Here is a 19125-nt window from a genome sequence, read left to right on the forward strand (position 1 = left end):
ACACCAGAGGGACACGACATGACCATCACGACCGAGTCCGCGACGGGATCGACCAGCGACCTCATCGTCGACGGCGTCCAGCTCATCGGGGGCGAGTGGGTGGCATCCGTCACCGGCCGCACCATCGACGTCATCAACCCCGCGAACCGCGAGGTCATCGCGCGCGTGCCGCGCAGCGACGAGGCCGATGTCGACCTCGCGATCCGCGCGGCCGAGAGAGCCTTCCCCGCGTGGCGCGACCTCGACGCGTCCAGCCGCGCGCGCCTCATCTTCCGCTGGGCCGACCTCGTCGAGGAGCGCGCGGGCGAGCTGGACAGCCTCGAATCGCAGGAGGTGGGGCGTCCGAGCTGGGGACCTCCGCCCATGGCGAGCCAGCTGCGCTTCATCGCGGGGCAGGCCGACAAGGTGCAGGGCGTCTCGCTGCCCACGCGCTCGCCCGAATCGCTCGGCTTCACGCTGCGCGAGCAGTACGGTGTCGTCGGGGGAGTGATCCCGTGGAACGCCCCGGGCCCCATGTTCGCGACCGAGGTCGGCGCCGCGATCGCGGCGGGCAACACGATGGTGATGAAGCCCGCCGAGGACGCGCCGCTGACGCCCCTCGCGCTCGCGAAGCTCGCGCTCGAGGCGGGCATCCCGGCCGGTGTCATCAACGTCGTGACCGGCTACGGCCACGAGGCCGGAGCCGCGATCCCCGCCGATCCCCGCATCCGTCGCATGGGCTTCACCGGCTCACCGCAGACGGGCCGGCTCATCATGGAGGCCTGCGCACGCAACCTCACGCCGCTGCACCTCGAGCTCGGCGGCAAGTCGCCGCAGGTCGTCTTCCCCGACGCCGACCTCGACGCCGCCGCGCCTTCGATGGCGATGGGCATCACGCTCAACACCGGGCAGATCTGCGCCGCGGGCTCGCGCGTGATCGTGCATCGCAGCATCCACGACGAAGTCGTCGAGCGGCTCGCGAACCACATGCAGAAGGTGACGGTCGGCCCCTGGCACCAGCCCGTCGCGATGGGACCGCTGATCAACGAGAAGCAGCACCAGCGCGTGCTCGGCTACATCGAGCTCGGCAGACAGCAGGGCGCCGAGCTCGTCACGGGCGGGGGCGTCCCGAAGGGGTCGGAGTTCGAGTCCGGCTTCTTCGTCGAGCCGACGCTCTTCGACAAGGTCTCGCCCGACATGCGCATCGCGCAGGAGGAGATCTTCGGGCCGGTGCTGTCGGTGCTCACGTTCGACGACGAGGCCGAGGCGATCGAGATCGCGAACGGCGTCGACTACGGCCTCGTCGCCTCGGTGTGGACACGCGATGTCGGCACCGCCGTGCGCATGACGCGCGCGCTGCAGGCCGGCCAGGTCGGCGTGAACACCCCGCTCGGCGCGGGCACCGTCATCGGCGGGCCGTTCGGCGGCTACAAGAACAGCGGCTTCGGCCGGACCATGGGCGCGGATTCGGTCCTGGAGTGGACCCAGGTCAAGACCGTGTCCCTGCAGAGTGCTCCCCTCCCGCGGCGCTGAAAGGGCGACGGAGAAACACATGGCAACCATCACCACCCACGCGGCGGTCGCGCGCGGTCCGCACATCGGCTGGGAGCTCACCGATCTCGAGCTCGACGACCCCAAGGAGCACGAGGTCCGCATCAAGTTCGCGGCATCCGGGCTCTGCCACTCCGACGACCACATCACCGCGGGCGACGCGCCTGTGCGGTTCCCGATGGTTGGCGGACACGAGGGCGCGGGCGTCGTCGAGTCGGTCGGTCCGAACGTCACGCGCGTGAAGCCGGGGGACCGCGTCGTGTGCTCGTACATCCCCGCGTGCGGCGCGTGCCGCCCGTGCTCGACCGGCCATCAGAACATGTGCGTCAAGGGGCTGCATGCCGGAAGCGGCATGTTCCTGGACGGCACGTTCCGCTTCCACAAGGACGGCGAGGACTATGGCGGGTTCTGCTCGCTCGGGACCTTCTCGCAGTACGCCGTCGTGTCGGAGTGGGCGGTCGTGCCGCTTCCCGATGACATCCCGTTCGAGATCGCGTCACTCGTCGGATGCGGCGTGCCCACCGGCTGGGGATCCGCGGTCTACGCGGCCGGTGTCCGCGCGGGCGACACCGTCGTGGTGTTCGGCGCGGGCGGGGTCGGCAGCAACGCCGTGCAGGGCGCCCGCTACGCGGGTGCGAAGAACGTCGTCGTCGTCGATCCGGTCGACTTCAAGCGCGAGACGGCGGTCTCGACGTTCGGCGCGACGCACGCGTTCGCTTCGGCGCCCGAAGCACACGAGTTCGTCGCCGCGACCACGTGGGGACAGCTCGCCGACCACGTCATCATGACGCCCGACGCCGTGACCGAGCAGATGGTCAACGCGGCCGTCATGATGACCGGCAAGGGCGGCAAGGTGACGATCACCGCCGTCGGCCACCTCACCGAGAAGGCCGTGCACGTGCACGCCGGCATGCTCATCGGCTACCAGCGGCAGATCCGCGGTGCCCTGTTCGGCGACTGCAACCCGCTGTACGACATACCGCGCCTGCTCGGGCTCTACCGCTCGGGCGACCTCAAGCTCGACGAGCTCATCACGCGCACCTACAGCCTCGACGAGGTCAACGACGCCTACCGCGACCTCAACGACGGCAAGAACATCCGGGGAGTCATCGTCCACGAGTCCTGATCGGCTCGAGAGAAGGAGGAGCAGGGTGCCGAACGCCATCCTGGACCCGACCGGCCGCACGGCGGTCGAAGAGAGCGAGCCCGCCACCGTGCGGGCCCCGCGGCGCGGAGCGCTCACGGGCGCCCGCGTCGGGCTGCTCGACAACACGAAGCACAACGCGATGCTGTTCCTGCAGGAGGTGGGCCGCCTGCTCGTGGACGAGCACGGCGCCGCCGAGGTGAGCATCGTCGAGACGAAGCGCAGCTTCTCGGTGCCCGTCGACGACGAGATCGTCACGCGCTACCGCAAGAGCGCGGACGTCGTGGTGACCGGCGTCGGGGACTGCGGCTCGTGCAGCGCCGCCGCCGTCGCGGACGGCATCAACTTCGAGAAGGCGGGCGTGCCCGCCGCGGTCGTGCTCACCGATGCGTTCACGACCACCGGCCACATGATGGCGCAGGTGCAGGGCGCGCCCGGCTACGAGTGGATCACGACGGAGCATCCGGTCGCCGTCCTCGATGAGGAGCAGGTTCGCGAGCGTGCGCGTCGGCTGCTGCCGCAGATCGTGGAGACCCTCACGGCAGGAGGCGAGCAGTGAGCACGCCGACCGAGACGCTGGATCCGGATGCCGCGCAGGCCGCCATCGAGCACTGCTACGACCAGGGCTGGAGCGACGGCCTCCCCGTCGTGCCGGCGACGCAGCCGCTCGTCGACGACTTCGTCGCCGCCGCGGGACGGCCCGCCGACGAGGTCATCGGCCGCTCGCCGCAGGTCGACCGCACCGTGACCGTCGAGCTCGCGGCGATCAACGCCGTCATGGCGGGCTGTAGGCCGGAGTATTTCCCCGTCGTGCTCGCCGCATGGGAGGCGCTCATGCGCGAGCGCGCGACGAACGGCGGCGGCTGGCAGTCCACGAGCGGACCCGCGCCGCTCATCATCGTGAACGGCCCGATCCGCAACGTCATCGGCCTCAACAGCGCGGGCGGCGCGTTCGGGCCGGGCTTCCGCGCGAATGCGACGATCTCACGTGCGATCGGACTCATCGTGCGCAACGTCTACGGCATCCAGCCGCACGGGCTCGAGCAGGCGACGCAGGGGCTCCCGGGCCGTTGGCAGATCTGCTTCGGCGAGAACGAGGAGGAGAGCCCGTGGGCTCCGCTCGCCGAGGAGCTCGGCGTGCCGGGAGACGCGGTCACGACGACACTTCTGCGCACATGCGAGTACGTCGACAATCGGCACACGCCCGACCCCGAGCAGCTCCTGTACGACTTCGCCGACACGATCGGGCGCTCGGGCGCGTGGATCTTCAAGCACGCGATGGCGGGCGTCGTGTTCTGCCCCGAGCACGCGCAGCTGCTCGCGAGCGCCGGCTACAGCAGGGCGGACGTCGCGACCTTCCTCTCCGAGAACGCGGGGCGCACGACCGGCCAGCTCGCGCGGGCCGGCAAGGACTTCGCGAACGACTTCGGCGTGCGTTTCCCGGGTACCGCCGAGGACCCCGACGCCTTCCAGCGCACGATGCCGCCCGCCGACCCGAAGCGCATGATCATCGCCGTCGCGGGCGCCCGCAACGCCGGGATCTCGATGGTCGTGCGCTACTTCGCGGACTGGTCGGGCACGGCCGTCCCGATCCGGGCGGCGGCGGATGCGGCATCCGCAGCCCCCGCGTCGGCGGCCGCGACCGGCTGACCCCCCTCGACTCAACCCCGCAAGAACCAGACGACACGAAACGGAAGACGATGACCCAGATGGTGCGTGCCGCGGTCCAGACCGGACCGCGCAAGATCGAGATGCGCGAGTTCCCCCGGCCCCAGGTCGGCCCCGACGACGGCTTGCTGCGGGTCGAGGCCAATGGCATCTGCGGCAGCGACGTCGAGATCTACCGCGGCCACATGGGAATGAACCGCAACCCGTTCATCCCGGGGCACGAGCCGATGGGCATCATCGAGGAGTTGGGGGAGCGGGCCGCCGAGCGCTGGGGCGTGCAGGTCGGCGACCGCGTCGCACTCGAGGTGATCGTCCCGTGCCGCGCGTGCGGGGACTGCCTGAGCGGCAACTACCAGGCGTGCCGGTTCCGCAAGTACGGGCACGGCGTCACCGGCATCGAAGTCGCCCCGAGTCTGTGGGGAGGGTTCGCCGAGTACCTGTACATCTCGCCGACGTCGGTGCTCCACAAGATCGACAAGACGATCCCGGTCGAGATCGCCGCCATGTACAACCCGCTCGGCGCGGGCGTGCGGTGGGCGGTCGACCTCGGCGGCGTCGGCCTCGGCAGCACGCTGCTCGTGCTCGGCGCCGGCCAGCGCGGCATCTCGGCCGTCATCGCGGCGAAGGCCGCGGGCGCGTCGACCGTCATCGTGACGGGGCTCGCGTCCGACCGGCACAAGCTGTCGGTCGCGCGAGAGCTCGGCGCCGACCACACGATCGAGGTCGACGGCGACAACGCCCAGGACGTCGTCGAGACCGTCATGGACCTCACGGGCGGCCGCGGCGTCGACGTCTCGCTCGAGGTCACCCCGATGGCGACCCAGCCCGTGCTCGACGCGCTCAGGGCGACGCGTCACGGCGGCACCGTCGTGCTCGCGGGCCTCAAGGGCGGCAAGGAGTTCCCCGTGCCGACCGACCTCTTCATCAACCGCGCGCTCACCGTGAAGGGCGCGTTCGGCGTCGACTCGTCCGCGAACGAGAAGGCGATCGCCCTCATCGAGTCGGGCCGGTTCCCGCTCGAGAAGCTCCACACCCACACGTTCGGCCTCGACGAGGTCGGGCTCGCGATCGACACGCTCGCCGGAGACACCGACGACAAGTCGGCGATCCACGTGTCGGTGCATCCGTCCCTCGTCTGAACCTCCCGCCCGCGGCATCCGTCACCGCCCCAGACCCGACAGGAGACGTCGCCCTTGATCATCGACGCCCACGCCCACCTGCTCCCCAAGGACTACCCGCACGACGCGCCCGAGTGCTTCCCGCGCATGGAGCCGATCGACGGCAGCGCCGACCGGCTGCTCGTGTTCGACAAGATGCGCTTCCCCGCGAAGGAGGTGTTCTTCGAGGCGGAACGCCGCGTCGAGGCGATGGACGCGTCGGGCGTCGACGCCGAAGTCGTGAGCCCCATGCCGCCGCTGCTGCGCTACGACCTGCCGCCGGCCGACGGGCTCGCGCTCGCGCGCCACGTCAACGAGTTCGCCGCCGAGCTGGCCGGGCACGCGCCGGACCGGATCATCGCCCTCGGGATGGTTCCGATGCAGGATCCGGATGCCGCGACCGCCGAGCTCGCGGCGATCGAGGAGCTCGGTCTGGCGGGGGTCGAGATCGCGTCGAACATCCTCGGCAAGTCGATCGGCGACGCCGCCTTCCTCGACTTCTTCAAAGAGGCGGAGCGCCTCGACCTCCCGGTGTTCGTGCACGCGATGCCCTCGCCGACCGATCGGCTGCCGATGGCGGCGATGGGAACCTACGTCGTGGGCCTCGAGGGCATGTACTCGGCCGCGTCGCTCATCCTGGGCGGCACGGCGGAGGCCTGCCCGGACCTGCGCATCTCGTTCAGCCACGCCGCGGGCGGCTTCGCGATGATGCTGCCGCGCGCCCAGTACTTCTGGGGCGGCTCGTGGAACGAGGAGCCGCGCAATCTCGAACGGGCGGTCATGCCCGACGAGGGGCCGTCGCCGCTCGAGTACGCGCGCCGGTTCTACTACGACTCGATGGTGTTCGACCGTCGCACGATCCGCTACCTCGTGGACCTGCTCGGCGCGGACCGCCTCCTCGTCGGCTCGGACTTCCCCGCGATGCTGCGCGAGGACCCCGCGGCGAAGACGCTCAAGAGCATGGAGCTGCCCGACGATCAGTGGCAGGACATCAGCTGGCGCAACGCGCTCAGATGGCTCGGTCGGGAGGCCGTCGAGGCTTGAAATTCCGCGGATTCCGGGCGCCCTTTCGTCGGGCGGAAGTGCCGTGGATCGGCCCCTGAGTCTCAGCGAAACTGCCAAACAGACGGGCCCGCCCGGGCTCTTCACGCGATCCAGCGGCACCCGATCGCACCACTCCTCAGCCCAAGGGAGCAAGACATGAAATCATCCGTGAGAGGCGGACGCTCAGCAGTGCGGCTGTTCGGAACCCTCGCCGTCGCGCTGAGCCTCGTCGTGGCAGGCACGGCGTGCGCGGCCGGCGGCCAGCCGACCGACGACACCGGCGACGTCGAAGTCGGCGATCCCCAGCCCGGCGGCAGCCTGACCGTGCTGCTGGACGCCGGCTTCGCGGGAGGCTGGGCGACCGGCCTCGACCCCGCGACGAGCAACACGACCGGTGCGAACCTCCCGCAGAACGCGGCGATCTTCGGCGGCCTGTTCACGCTTGAGCCCGGTGAGAACGGCGAGGGCGGCCAGATCGTCCCGAACCAGGCCGAGAGCTACGAGTGGTCCGAGGACGGGCTCACGCTGACGGTGAAGCTGCGCGACGGCATCACCTTCAGCGACGGCACGCCCTTCAATGCCGAGGCCGTCCTGTGGAACTGGATCCGCCAGCTCAGCTCGGGAAGCACGGGCGCCCCGAACATCGCACTGAACACGTCGCTCGAGCCGCCTCAGCTCGACCAGGCCTTCCTCGACGACCTGTTCGCGGCGCTGCCCGAGGACGTCGACCGGGATGCCGTGATGGGCCGGCTCAACGCGATCCGCGTCGTCGACGACCTCACGATCGAGATGCACCTCAACGCCGTGAACGGATCGCTCATCAACGGATTCCCCGGCGCGAACCTCAACCTCATCGCGTCCCCGACCGCGTACAAGGAGATGGGCGCGCAGGCGTTCAGCGAGAAGCCGGTCGGCGCGGGCCCGTTCATCGTGACCTCGAACACGCAGAGCCAGCGTCTCGAGCTCGAGCGCAACCCCGACTACTTCAAGGACGGCCTGCCGTATCTCGACGAGCTCAACTTCCAGAGCGCGTCCGGCGACCAGGTTCTGTACCAGTCGCTGCTCGCCGGCGACGGACAGGTGGTCGAGGGCCTCTCCTCGGTGACGCTCATCCAGGAGGCGCGCAACAACCCCGACGTCCAGGTCGTGCTCGGCGCACCGACCTCGCCGTACGTGGTCCAGCTGAACACCCGCAAGCCGCCGTTCGACGACAAGCGGGCCCGTGAGGCGATCTACTACGCGACCGACTTCGAGGCGATCAACAAGGGCCTGTTCAACGACGAGGGTGAGATGAGCCAGTCGTTCACGGCCTCGGGCGGTCTGTTCTGGCACGACACCGTGCCCGGCTACCGCGAGTACGACCCCGAGAAGGCGGCGGCACTCGTCGAGGAGATGGGCGGTCTCAGCGTCCGGCTCGGCACGACCGACATCGTGACCGCCCGCTCGGTGACCACCGCACTCCAGACGCAGTGGGAGGAGGCCGGCATCGACGTGCAGATCGACGCCGAACCGCTCGGCGACGTCATCAACCGCTTCCTCGCGGGGGACTGGGATGCGCTCCTGCAGACCGCGGGCGCGTGGGATCCGTCCGTCGGAATCGGTGTCGGTGTGCGCTTCGGCTCGACGTCGCCCTTCAGCGGCACGCCGCTGCCCGAGGGTGCGGCGAACGCGGGCGACGCGATCGCGCAGGGTCTCACGACCGAGCTCGACGACCTCCTGGCGGCCGCCATCGCGACGACCGACGAGGACGAGCGCTTCGAGGCGTACAAGCAGGTCAGCAAGTACATCTCGGACGAGGCGTACGCGCCCTTCGGCATGGCGTTCTCGCCGGCGCAGGTCATGAAGAAGGGCGTGCACGGGCCCGGTCTCGACCAGCCGATCCCCGCGCTCGCGGTGAACCAGGGCGTGCTGTACGACCGCGTCTGGATCGAGGAATCCGCCCGGTGACCGGCAACGCCACCGCGGCGATCGCCGCCCGGCCCGAGGCGCGTTCCGGCGCCCTCGGCCGGGTGGCGGGCTCGCCGCTCGTGAGACTGATCACGCGGCGCGTCCTCGTGGCGATACCGCTGCTGTTCGCGATCAGCCTCCTCGTGTTCATCCTGCTGGAGCTGCTTCCCGGCGATCCCGCCCAGGTGCAGGCCGGCATGGACGCGACGCCCGAAGAGGTCGAGGCCGTGCGGCGGCGCCTCGGCCTCGACCGACCGGCTCCCGAGCGCTACCTCTCGTGGCTTCTCGGGGTGCTCACCGGCAACCTCGGGATCTCGAGCGTGCAGCAGAAGCCCGTGACCGAGATCCTCGCGAGCGCGCTGCCGCCAACGATCGAGATCGTCGCGCTGGCATTCGTCGTGTCGCTCGCGGTCGCGCTCCCGGTCGCGCTGCTGGCGGCCCGCAAGCCCGGCGGGTTCTTCGACCGCACGATCATGGTGATCTCGATGGCGCTGCTCGCGATCCCCAATTACGTGCTGGCGCTCCTGCTCGTGCTCATCTTCGCCGTCGCGTTCCGCGGGATGCTCCCGTCGCTGGGCTACGTGCCGATCAGCGCGGGACTGTGGCCGAACCTGCGGACCGTGATCCTCCCTGTGCTCGCCCTCTCGATCCCGCTCATGGCCTTCTACGCGCGCTTCCTGCGCGGCGATCTCGTCGAGCAGATCAACTCCGCCGACTACGTCGACACCGCCCGCGCGAAGGGCGTGGGGTCGTGGCGGATCCTGTGGCAGCACGCCTTCCGCAACTCGTCGTTCGGCCTGCTGACGATCGTCGGCCTCAACATCGGGGGCCTCATCGGCGGCACCGTCATCATCGAGCAGATCTTCTCGATCCGGGGCCTCGGCATGGAGATGCTCCAGGCGCTCGGCGCGCGCGACATCGCCGTCGTGCAGATCTGCGTCTTCATCTTCGCCGCGGTCGCGATCGCGGCGAACCTGATCGTGGACGTGCTGTACGCCGTCCTCGACCCGAGGATCCGCTATGGCCGTAACTGAGACCACCACGAAAGCCCTTCTGACGCCGGTCCAGCCCGGTCTGTTCGGCGAGCGCTGGGCGAAGTGGCGCCGCCGGCTGGTCGTGTGGGTGCCCGCCGGGTTCGTCATCCTGCTCGTCGCGCTGTGCTTCCTCGGTCCGGTCGTGCTCCCGATCCCGTCTCCGACGGGCGGAAGCATCCTCGATTCGCGCCTGCCACCGGGCTCGCCGGGGCACCTGCTCGGCACCGATGTCGACGGCAACGACGTGTTCTCGCGACTGCTGTACGGCGGCCGTTCGTCGCTCATCATCGCGGTGAGCGTCAACGTCATCGGCATCCTCTTCGGCGGCCTCGTCGGTGCGGTGTCCGGATACCTCGGCGGCAAGCCCGACACCGTCATCATGCGTGCGCTCGACGTGCTCATCGCGTTCCCGTCGCTGGTCATCACGATCGTGATCGCCCAGATGCTCGGGCCGAGCATGTGGAACACGATCCTGGCGTTGACGGCGTTCAGCATCCCGGCGGTCGCGCGCATCTCGCGCGCCGCGACGATGCGACTGATGCAGATGCCGTTCCTGCAGGCCGCCGAGCTCAGCGGGAGCCCGTGGTGGCGCGTGCTGCTTCGGCACATCGCGCCGAACATCACACCGCAGCTCATCAACTTCGCGATGCTCGGCATGGGCATCGTGATCGTGACGGAGGGTGCGCTGAGCTTCCTCGGACTCGGCGTGCCGCCGCCCGCACCCAGCTGGGGGAACATGATCTTCCAGGCGCAGCAGAACATGTCGGCGACGCCGCTGCTCGTGCTGTGGCCGAGTCTCGCCCTCCTGCTGACCGTGCTCGCCTTCAACCTGCTCGGAGAGAACGTGCGCGACGAATTGAGCGGCCGATGACCGACCTCGCGACCGAGACCCGACGACCGGAGACCATTGCCGTGAGCAGCGAGCCCGAGCGTCAGCCGGTGCTGACCGTGCGCGACCTCCACGTGACCTTCTCGCGCGCAGGCCGGCGGATCCACGCCGTGAACGGGCTGTCGTACACGCTGCGCGCCGGCCGCACCCTCGCGATCATCGGCGAGTCCGGCTCGGGCAAGTCCGTGAGCGTGCGGGCGCTCATGGGCCTGCTGCCGCCGAGTGCGACCGTCCGGGGCTCCGCACTGCTCGGCGACACGGAGCTCGTCGGCATGAGCGACCGAGCGATGCGCCGCATCCGGGGCAACGACATCTCGATGATCTTCCAGGACCCGGCCCGGTCGCTGAACCCGACCATGAGCATCGGGCTGCAGATCACCGAGGCGATCCGCACGCATTCCGACCTCGACAAGAAGGCCGCCGCCGACCGCGCCGTCGAGCTGCTCAAACTCGTGCGGCTCCCGGCACCCGAGCGCCGCTACCACGAGTATCCGCACCAGCTCTCGGGCGGCATGCGCCAGCGCGTCATGATCGCGATCGCGCTCGCGGCCAACCCCAAGGTGCTCATCGCCGACGAGGCCACGACCGCGCTCGATGTGACGACGCAGGCGCAGATCATGGAGCTGCTCGCCGATCTGCAGGACCGTCTCGGCACGGCGGTCATCATGATCAGCCACGACTTGGGGCTCGCCGCGAGCTACGCGCACGAGGTGCTCGTGATGTACGCGGGTCAGGCGGTTGAGCACGCCGAGACGAACACGCTGTTCCGCAATGTGCGGATGCCGTACACGAAGGCCCTCCTCGGCGCGATCCCGCAGCTCACGACCGTCCCGCACTCGCAGCTGACGGTCATCGGCGGTCATCCGCCCGACCTCGCCGCCCTTCCGAGCGGATGCCCCTTCGCGCCGCGCTGCAACCGCGCCACCGAGAAGTGCCGGCTCGACAAGCCGCCGCTCGACGAGCACGAGCCCGGGCACCTGTACGCGTGCTGGCATCCGTACCTTCCCGGCTCCGAGGACGAGCCCGTCCCCGTCGACGAGGAGACCGTGTCGTGACGACGATCGAGACCACCCGCCCGCAGCCCGTTCCCGCGGTGCCCGAGCCGATCCTGTCGGTGCAGAACCTCGTGCAGGAGTTCGTCACGCGCGGACCCGGCGGTGTCAAGGCGGGCGTCGTGCACGCGGTGTCGGACGTGTCGTTCGACCTCTTCCCCGGCGAGACCCTCGGCATCGTGGGGGAGACGGGCTCGGGCAAGTCGACGCTCGCGCGCGCCATCATCGGGGTCGACCGACCGAAGTCCGGCGTCGTCCGGTACCTCGGGCGCGACCTCATGGGGCTGTCCAAGCGCGACCTCAAGCGTGCGCGCAAGGACATCCAGATGGTCTATCAGGACCCGTTCGGGTCGCTGAACCCGCGTTGGCGCGTGGAGGACGTCGTCGCCGAGCCGCTTCTCGGTCACACGAGGATGGGGCGGCACGAGCGTCGCGAGCGCGTGCGCGAGCTGCTCGACCTCGTCGGCCTCAATCCCGACACGTACGCGCGGCGTCGGCCGATGGAGCTCTCGGGTGGGCAGGCGCAGCGCGTCGCGATCGCGCGCGCGATCGCCCTCAACCCCGCGCTCGTCATCTGCGACGAGGCGATCTCGTCACTCGACGTGCTCATCCAGGCGCAGGTGCTCAACCTCTTCGAGAAGCTGCGCAGTGAGCTGGGCCTGTCGTACGTCTTCATCGCGCACGACCTCGCGACCGTCAAGCAGATCAGCGACCGCGTCGCCGTCATGCACCTCGGACAGCTCGCCGAGATCGGTCCCGCCGAGGAGATCTACCGGGCACCGCGGCATCCGTACACCAAGGCCCTCCTCGACTCGATCCCCGGTCTCGATCCCGAGACGGGCATCGCGAAACGGCCCGTGCCGCTCGCGGGCGAGCCGCCGTCGCCGCTGAATCCGCCGAGCGGATGCCGCTTCCGCACCCGCTGCCCGCGCGCGCAGGACCTGTGCGCCGAGGTCGAGCCGCGGCTCGTCGAGCACGAGCCGGGTCACTTCGCGTCGTGCCACTTCCCGCTCGAGGATCCGGCGACCTTCTCGGTGGAGTCTCTGCGCGACTCGATCCGTTCGACGGGAACCGCCGCGACGGTGGTCGCACCCGACGAGGGTGCGCCGGGTCCGGCCGGTGCCGACATCGACGCCGACGAGCCGTCGCCCGAGGCTCCCGATGTTCCCGACGACCCTGACGCACCGCTTCTGCTCGGGCAGACCGGCGAGGCGCGGCGGGGCACAGACCTGCTCTGACCGCGGGCCGGGGCATCCGTCATCCCCGCGACAGATCACGGATGCCCCGCCCGCACCCTTCCCGCGCGGCCGGGCGCGTCACGCGGTCGCGACCGCCGTCGTGTCGCGGAGCTCGATGCGGCACTCGTCGGGCGTGACGAACGGGCGGTACGCGCTCATCTCGAGCGGTCCCGGCACCTGGTGCAGGATCTCGTCGGCGAGACGCTGGTGCACGGCGCACACGACGAACTTCTCGTCGTCGTCGTTCATGAGCGGATAGAACGGGCACGGGCGCAGTCGGACGGTGAGGGACTTCTCGTCGATCTCGGGCTCGAGTCCGGCGTCGTCGAGGTGCTCGTAGAGGGCATCGAGCTGATGGAGCGCGTCCGCCGGAAGCTCGCGCGCACACGGCACGAGTCGCCGCAGCAGGTCGCCGTGCTCGGTGGCCCGCTCGATGCGCGATCGCGCGACCGGGTTCGCGTTCGGGTCGCGCACGGGGTGGAAGCTCAGCGGCGGCCGACCGCGCGTGCCCTGCGGCGCGGGCCGGCTCACGATGAGGCCCTCGTCCTCGAGCACGCGCACGTGATCGCGCACGGTGTTCTCGTGCAGGCCCGTCCGTGCGGCGAGTTCGCTCAGCAGGATTCCCGGCTGCGACTGGATCGCGTCGAGGAGCCGGATGCGGCTCGCCTGGGCGAGCCCGCGGTAGTCGTCGACGCGACGGGGCATGATTCGATTATCCGCCGGGTCGGGCGGCCAAACGAATCGCCGGAACCGGCGCGAATTCTCATCGGATGAGAGTCACGCGGTGATCCGACCCGGCGCTTTCACGCCCCTATACTCGGGCGGGTGCCCCGCATCCGTCCCTTCCGTTCCGGCGACGAACCCGACCTCGCGCGCATCTGCCTCCTCACCGCCGACGCCGGCGGCGACGCGACCGGCGTGCTCGACGATGACGACCTGTGGGCCCGCCTCTTCGTGCTGCCGTACGTGGCGCGGCATCCGGAGTTCGCCTTCGTCGTCGAGACGGACGACGGGCGCGTCGCCGGATACATCGTCGGCGTGCCCGACACGCGTGCATTCGAGGAGTGGTTCCGCGACGAGTGGTGGCCACGATTCGCGGAGCAGTATCCGAAGCCGGATGCCGAGCGCTCGCGCCAGGACGGGATCCTGCTCTACGCATACGGTCGCGGCCCGGGCGCCGAGCCGTACGGCGACGAGTATCCCGCGCACCTGCACATCGACCTGCTGCCCGAACTGCAGGGGCAGGGGTGGGGTCGCCGCCTCATCGAAACGCTCATCGCGGCGCTGCGCGACGCCGGTGTGACCGGACTGCACCTCGTGGCGGCGATCGAGAACACCGGCGCGCTCGCGTTCTACCCGCGCGTGGGCTTCACCCCGCTGCCGTCGCACGAGAACGTGCAGGCGTTCGGAATGCGTCTCTAGCCCTGCCCCCGGTCGTTGAGCGAGCGAAGCGAGACGAAACGCGAGTGCGGCCGGACCTGGAGCCGCTTGACGCAGCGGCGCTCGAAGAGCGGCTCGGTGGAGACGCCTGCGACGAGGCGGTCGTCGTGCTTGGTGACACCGTCTTCGAGCCAGCCGTTGCGACGATAGAACTCGGCGGCGCGCTCGTTGCCGTCGAGGTACCAGAGGTGCGCGTGCGTGAAGCCCGCTTCGCGGAGGAACGCCTCGGATGCCTGGAGCAGCGCGAAGCCGACGCCCGTGCCCCAGAACTCGGGGAGTGAGTAGATCGCGTAGATCTGTCCGTCGTCGGGAAGGTCGTCATCGATCGACGGGCCGACCGCCGCCCACCCCGCGAGCTCGCGGTCGGCGTGCGCGATGAGCTCGGCGCCGCGCGGGTCGGCGTGGTACTCGTCCCACAGCTCCTCGCGGCGCGCGCCTTCGCGGTCGACGTCGAGGTGGTCGAGCACTTCCCGCGCGATGAGGCCGTCGTACGCCGCCCGCCACGTCTCGACGCGAACGCGAGCGATGGCGCGCGCATCGGAGCGGACGGCGGTGCGGACGGTGACGGTCATCCCGGAAGGATAGCGGCGCTCAGCCGACGACCCGGCCCGCCTCGATGCGCACCTCGCGATCGACGAGTCCGCGCGGCACCTCGACGTGCGAGATGAGCACGACCGCACGGTCTTCGCCGACGGCCCCCAACAGGTCGGTGAGCAGGGCGGCGCATGCCTCGGGGTCGACGCCCGCCGTCGGCTCGTCGAGCACGACGACCGGGAACCCGGCGAGCGTCGCCCGGGCGAGCGCGATGCGCTGCGCCTGACCGCCCGACACGAGGGCTCCGCGCTCGCCGACGCGGCTGTCGAGGCCGCCGCGCTCGCGCGCCCAGTCGCCGAGGCCCACGCGTTCGAGCGCGGCCCAGAGGTCGGCATCCGTCGCCGTGTCGTGGGCGAAGAGCAGGTTCTGGCGGATCGACTCGTCGAACAGGTAGGGGCTCTGCTCGCACAGCCCGACGACGCGGCGCACGGTGTCTCCGCCGAGGTCGCGCGCTTCGACGCCGTCGACGCGGTACGACCCGTCGTACTCGAGGAACCGCACGAGCACGTGCGCGAGCGTCGTCTTGCCTGCCCCGCTCGGGCCCGTCACGAGCACGCGCTCGCCTGGCGCGATCGAGAGGGTCGCGGCTTCGAGGCGGCCCGCGTCCTCGACGGAGAAGCCGGATGCCGCGCGCCGCGGCCACCGCGCCGAGACGTCGCGCAGCTCGAGACCGCGCTCCAGAGCGGGCCGGCGAGCGTCGGGCTCGGTCTCGCGCTCGTCGTCACGGGGGAGCTCGGGCGGAATCTCGTCGGGGATCGTCGCGGCGATGCGCTCGGCGGCCGCGCGCACCTGCCGCCACGACGCGAGCGCGAGGGGCACGGGACCGAACACCTCGAACACCGCCATCGGCAGGAGCACGACGACCGCGAGGCCGGGGCTGGTGAGCCCGTCGTCGAGCAAGGGAACCGCGGCCGTGAGGGCTCCGAGCGACGCGAGCCCCGCGAGGAGCGACACCGCCGCCATCGTGAGACCCTGCGCGAGCGCGCGGCGCACGACGGCGCGGCGGAGGGCTTCGTCGGCCGCACGGACGCGGAGCTCCGCGGCATCCGTCGCGTCGAACGCGGTGAGCACGTCGAGGTCGACGATCTGATCGAGAAGAGCGTCCGCGAGTTTCGAGCGCAGCGGTGCGAGCGAGCGCTCGGCGCGCGCGCCGGCGATCCAGCCGACCCACACCGCGAGCACGAGCGCGAGGGCGAGAGCGACGGCCAGCACGGCTGCGGCCGCGGGGGAGAGGAACGCGGTGAAGATCACGCTCGCGATCGACGCGAGTCCTGCGACGGCAAGCGGTTGTACGACCCGGAGCGGCAGGTGCTGGAGCTCGTCGACGTCGTCCACGAGGTTCGACAGCAGGGCGCCGCGCTTCGCGCCGCCGAGTCCGTCGGGCGCGAGGGGGATGATCCGGCGGACAAGACCCGCGCGCACGGTTGCGAGCTGCGCGAGCGCCGCATGGTGTCCCGTGAGGCGTTCGAGGTAGCGGAACACCCCGCGGCTCAGCGCGAACGCGCGCACGGCGACGATCGCGGCAGACAGGTACAGGAGTGCCGGCTGCTCGGCGGCGCGTGTGATGAGCCACGCGCTCGCAGCGAGCAGGGCGATGGCGCTTCCGGCCGTGCCGAGGCCGCTCAGCACGGCCGGCGAGAAGCGCGGTGCGGTCGGCTGCGCTTCTCGCAGGATCGCCTTCACCTCGGGCGCGATCACGCGATCACCACCCGCGACGGGAGCGGCACATCGATCACGCGGTCCGCGATCGCGCGCGCCGAGCGGCGGTGCGACACGAGCAGCACGCCGGCGCCGGCATCCGCCTCGGCACGCAGGTTCGCCCAGAGGGCCGCCTCGGTCGCCGAGTCGAGCGCGCTCGACGGCTCGTCGAGAGCAAGCACGCGCGCTCGCCCCGACCTCAGCCGGTACAGCGCACGAGCGACGGCGACGCGCTGGGCCTGTCCGCCCGAAAGCCCTGACCCGAGCGCTCCGAGCTCGGTCATGGGGTCGAGCTCGGCGATCTGCGCCGTCGCGAGGCACTCGCGCGCGAGCGCGGGGTCGGGGGAGGGGTCGCCCAGCGTCACGTTCTCGAGCACGGTGCCGGACATGAGCCCGGGCCGCTGCCCCGCCCAGGCGAGGGTGCGGCGGGCAGACGCATCCGGTTCGCCCTCTATGAGCAGGTCGCCGTCGAACTCGGCGAACCCGAGGAGCGCCGCGAGGATGCTCGACTTTCCGGCGCCGCTCGGCCCTTCGAGGAGGACGACCTCGCCGGCGCGCACGGCGAGGTCCACGGGCGCGAGGAGCTCGTCGCCGCGCCGCACGCGGAGGGCGCGGGCCTCGATGAGGGGAGCCCGGTGGTGCCCCTTCGTCTCGTCGCCGTGCTCCTCGCTCTGAGCGCGGACGGCGCGCGCCTCATCCAGCACAGCGAACAGGTCCTCCGTCGCGGCCACGCCCTCGGCGGCCGCGTGGAACTGCACCCCGACCTGTCGCAGCGGCAGGTACGCCTCCGGTGCCAGAAGCAGCACGAACAGGCCGATGTCGAGCGTGAGCTCGCCCGCGAGCAGACGGAGGCCGATCGTGACGGCGATGATCGCGACCGACAGGCTCGCGAGGAACTCGAGCGCGAACCCCGACACGAACGACACCCGCAGCACGGTCATCGTCTCGCGCTTGTAGTCGCGCGTGACCTTCTCGATCGAGGCGGCGGCCCGGTGCTGGCGACCGAAGATCTTGAGCGTGCCGAGGCCTCCGACGGTGTCGGCGAAGCGCGACGCGAGCCGCTGGAGCGTCGCGTACTGCCGCCGCTGCACCGCGCGTGTCGCGAGCCCGATGAGCACCATGAAGATCGGGATGAGCGGCATCGTCAGCACGACGACGAGCGCCGACACGGGGTCCGCGACGAGGATCGCGGCGATGAGCACGGGTGTTGCGATCGCCGTCGCGACGAGCTGCGGCAGGTATCGGCCGAAGTACGCGTCGAGGGCTTCGAGGCCGTGCCCGGCGGTCACGGCGAGTGCAGCGGCGTTTCGGTCGCCGAGCCATCCCGGGCCGAGCCTCGTGATCGCGGAGATCAGGGCGGCGCGGAGCTGCTGGGACGCGCGAGCCGAGGCACGAGCGGAGACCCACTCGGATGCCGCCACCAGCCCGGCCCGCACCCCGACGAGCGCCGCGCCCCAGCCGAGCAGCGGCAGCAGCTCGACGATGGGCCGTCCGCCGATCGCGCCCGTGAGCGCCGCTGTGAGCACCCACGAGAAGCCGATCACGACCGCCGTCTGCGCCAGGACGATGACCCCCTGCGCCGCGAAGTACACGCGGGATGCCGCTGCGTACCGCAGCAGCCGTGGATCGACCGGCTTCGACCTCACCGTGCTAGTGCGCGGCGGCGGCCGCGGCCCGCTCGATGCGGCTCCGCGAGATGCGCTTGCGGAACACCCAGTACGTCCAGGCCTGGTACGCGAGGACGAGCGGCAGGAAGATGAGAGCCGCCCACGACATGATCGTCAGCGTGTAGTCGGTGCTCGACGCGTTCTCGATGGTGAGGCTGTAGGCGGGGTCGATCGTCGACGGCATGACGTTCGGGAACAGGGCGAACCACAGCGTCAGCACCGCCGCGACGATCGTCGCCGCGCCGAAGCCGAACGCCCACCCCTCGACGCCGCGCGCGTTCGCGAGCCACGAGGCGATGAGGCACACCGCCGCGACGGCGGCGAGCGCGATGACGAGGCCCACGAGCGGCGCCCCTGCCGACAGCGCGTTGAACACCGTCCACACGAGGAACACCGCGGCGACGACGATCGTCGCGAGGCCCGCACGTGCGGCGAGGCGACGGGCGTCCTCGCGCACTTGTCCGTCGGTCTTGAGCGCGACGAAGTACACACCGTGCGTGAAGAAGAGCAGCAGCGTCGTGAGACCGCCGAGCAGGCCGTACGGGTTGAGCAGCGTCAAGAGCGACCCGCTGAACTCGTGGTTCACGTCGATCGGCACGCCCTGCACGATGTTCGCGACGGCGACGCCCCACAGCAGTGCGGGCACGGCTGAGCCGACGACGATCATCGTGTCGAAGCCGCGCTTCCAGCGGAGGCTGTCGCGCTGGTGGCGGTACTCGAACGAGACGCCGCGCGCGATGAGTGCGAGCAGGATCAGCAGCAGCGCGAGGTAGAACCCGCTGAACAGAGTCGCGTACCACTCGGGGAACGCCGCGAACAGGCACGCACCCGCCACGATGACCCACGTCTCGTTGAGGTCCCACACGGGCCCGATCGTGTTGATGATCTGACGGCGGCCGATGTCGTCCTTGCCGAGGAACGGCAGCGACATGCCGACGCCGAAGTCGAAGCCGTCGAGCACGAAGTATCCGACGAACAGGAATCCGACGATGAAGAACCAGAGGTAGGCGAGGTCCATGGCGA

The 19125-nt window shown here is 70.6% G+C and carries 17 protein-coding genes; 12 read left to right on the forward strand and 5 right to left on the reverse strand.

Annotated elements, in window-relative coordinates; all coding sequences use genetic code 11:
* The first annotated feature begins 18 nt into the window (after positions 1-18).
* The 11 genes from VNR19_RS10285 to VNR19_RS10335 all read left to right on the forward strand — a co-directional run bounded on the left by VNR19_RS10285 (position 19) and on the right by VNR19_RS10335 (position 12703).
* Positions 19-1512: an aldehyde dehydrogenase family protein gene (locus VNR19_RS10285; protein ID WP_325726422.1), complete on the forward strand. Its 1494-nt coding sequence runs from the start codon at positions 19-21 to the stop codon at positions 1510-1512.
* A gap of 19 nt (positions 1513-1531) precedes the next feature.
* Positions 1532-2656, forward strand: a complete 1125-nt coding sequence (locus VNR19_RS10290; RefSeq protein ID WP_325726424.1) for an NDMA-dependent alcohol dehydrogenase — start codon at positions 1532-1534, stop codon at positions 2654-2656.
* A gap of 25 nt (positions 2657-2681) precedes the next feature.
* A complete protein-coding gene (locus tag VNR19_RS10295; RefSeq protein ID WP_325726426.1) occupies positions 2682-3233 on the forward strand; it encodes a UGSC family (seleno)protein in 552 nt (183 codons plus the stop codon).
* Positions 3230-4324 carry a hypothetical protein gene (locus VNR19_RS10300; RefSeq protein WP_325726428.1) on the forward strand — a complete coding sequence of 365 codons (1095 nt, stop codon included), beginning with the start codon at positions 3230-3232 and terminating at the stop codon, positions 4322-4324. The genes VNR19_RS10295 and VNR19_RS10300 overlap by 4 nt, the downstream gene beginning before the upstream one ends.
* Before the next feature lie 50 nt (positions 4325-4374).
* The gene (locus VNR19_RS10305; protein WP_325726430.1) at positions 4375-5481 is read left to right on the forward strand and encodes a zinc-dependent alcohol dehydrogenase; all 1107 of its coding nucleotides are present in this window, start codon (positions 4375-4377) and stop codon (positions 5479-5481) included.
* A gap of 54 nt (positions 5482-5535) precedes the next feature.
* Positions 5536-6543, forward strand: a complete 1008-nt coding sequence (locus VNR19_RS10310) for an amidohydrolase family protein (protein ID WP_325726432.1) — start codon at positions 5536-5538, stop codon at positions 6541-6543.
* A gap of 156 nt (positions 6544-6699) precedes the next feature.
* The gene (locus VNR19_RS10315) at positions 6700-8490 is read left to right on the forward strand and encodes an ABC transporter substrate-binding protein (protein ID WP_325726434.1); all 1791 of its coding nucleotides are present in this window, start codon (positions 6700-6702) and stop codon (positions 8488-8490) included.
* Positions 8487-9524: an ABC transporter permease gene (locus tag VNR19_RS10320; protein ID WP_325726436.1), complete on the forward strand. Its 1038-nt coding sequence runs from the start codon at positions 8487-8489 to the stop codon at positions 9522-9524. Before VNR19_RS10315 ends, VNR19_RS10320 begins: the two co-directional genes overlap by 4 nt.
* Positions 9511-10395, forward strand: a complete 885-nt coding sequence (locus tag VNR19_RS10325) for an ABC transporter permease (protein WP_325726438.1) — start codon at positions 9511-9513, stop codon at positions 10393-10395. Before VNR19_RS10320 ends, VNR19_RS10325 begins: the two co-directional genes overlap by 14 nt.
* Entirely contained in the window at positions 10392-11468 is a 1077-nt protein-coding gene (locus VNR19_RS10330; RefSeq protein ID WP_325726440.1) for an ABC transporter ATP-binding protein, read from the forward strand. The genes VNR19_RS10325 and VNR19_RS10330 overlap by 4 nt, the downstream gene beginning before the upstream one ends.
* Positions 11465-12703, forward strand: a complete 1239-nt coding sequence (locus VNR19_RS10335) for an ABC transporter ATP-binding protein (RefSeq protein WP_325726442.1) — start codon at positions 11465-11467, stop codon at positions 12701-12703. Before VNR19_RS10330 ends, VNR19_RS10335 begins: the two co-directional genes overlap by 4 nt.
* Positions 12704-12781: 78 nt before the next feature.
* Here the strand turns inward: VNR19_RS10335 and VNR19_RS10340 are convergent, their stop codons facing one another.
* A complete protein-coding gene (locus VNR19_RS10340; protein ID WP_325726444.1) occupies positions 12782-13408 on the reverse strand; it encodes a winged helix-turn-helix transcriptional regulator in 627 nt (208 codons plus the stop codon).
* Between the two features lie 120 nt (positions 13409-13528).
* Here VNR19_RS10340 and VNR19_RS10345 point away from each other — a divergent pair, with 120 nt between their 5' ends.
* On the forward strand, positions 13529-14125 hold the full coding sequence (locus tag VNR19_RS10345; RefSeq protein WP_325726446.1) for a GNAT family N-acetyltransferase: 597 nt from the start codon (positions 13529-13531) through the stop codon (positions 14123-14125).
* On the opposite strand, the gene VNR19_RS10350 is transcribed toward VNR19_RS10345, so the two are convergent.
* From VNR19_RS10350 to cydB, 4 genes are read right to left on the reverse strand one after another with little or no spacing between them, the layout of a single operon-like run.
* Positions 14122-14715: a GNAT family N-acetyltransferase gene (locus VNR19_RS10350; protein ID WP_325726448.1), complete on the reverse strand. Its 594-nt coding sequence runs from the start codon at positions 14713-14715 to the stop codon at positions 14122-14124. The two genes, VNR19_RS10345 and VNR19_RS10350, sit on opposite strands and share 4 nt — an antisense overlap.
* Before the next feature lie 19 nt (positions 14716-14734).
* Positions 14735-16435, reverse strand: a complete 1701-nt coding sequence (cydC, locus tag VNR19_RS10355) for a thiol reductant ABC exporter subunit CydC (protein WP_414684145.1) — start codon at positions 16433-16435, stop codon at positions 14735-14737.
* Complete coding sequence (cydD, locus tag VNR19_RS10360) at positions 16432-18081, reverse strand: thiol reductant ABC exporter subunit CydD (protein WP_325726450.1); 1650 nt, start codon at positions 18079-18081, stop codon at positions 16432-16434. Before cydD ends, cydC begins: the two co-directional genes overlap by 4 nt.
* 4 nt (positions 18082-18085) lie before the next feature.
* Positions 18086-19120, reverse strand: a complete 1035-nt coding sequence (cydB, locus tag VNR19_RS10365; protein ID WP_325726452.1) for a cytochrome d ubiquinol oxidase subunit II — start codon at positions 19118-19120, stop codon at positions 18086-18088.
* Positions 19121-19125 lie beyond the last annotated feature (5 nt).

This window comes from Microbacterium sp. (assembly GCF_035556355.1).
Lineage (GTDB): Bacteria > Actinomycetota > Actinomycetes > Actinomycetales > Microbacteriaceae > Microbacterium.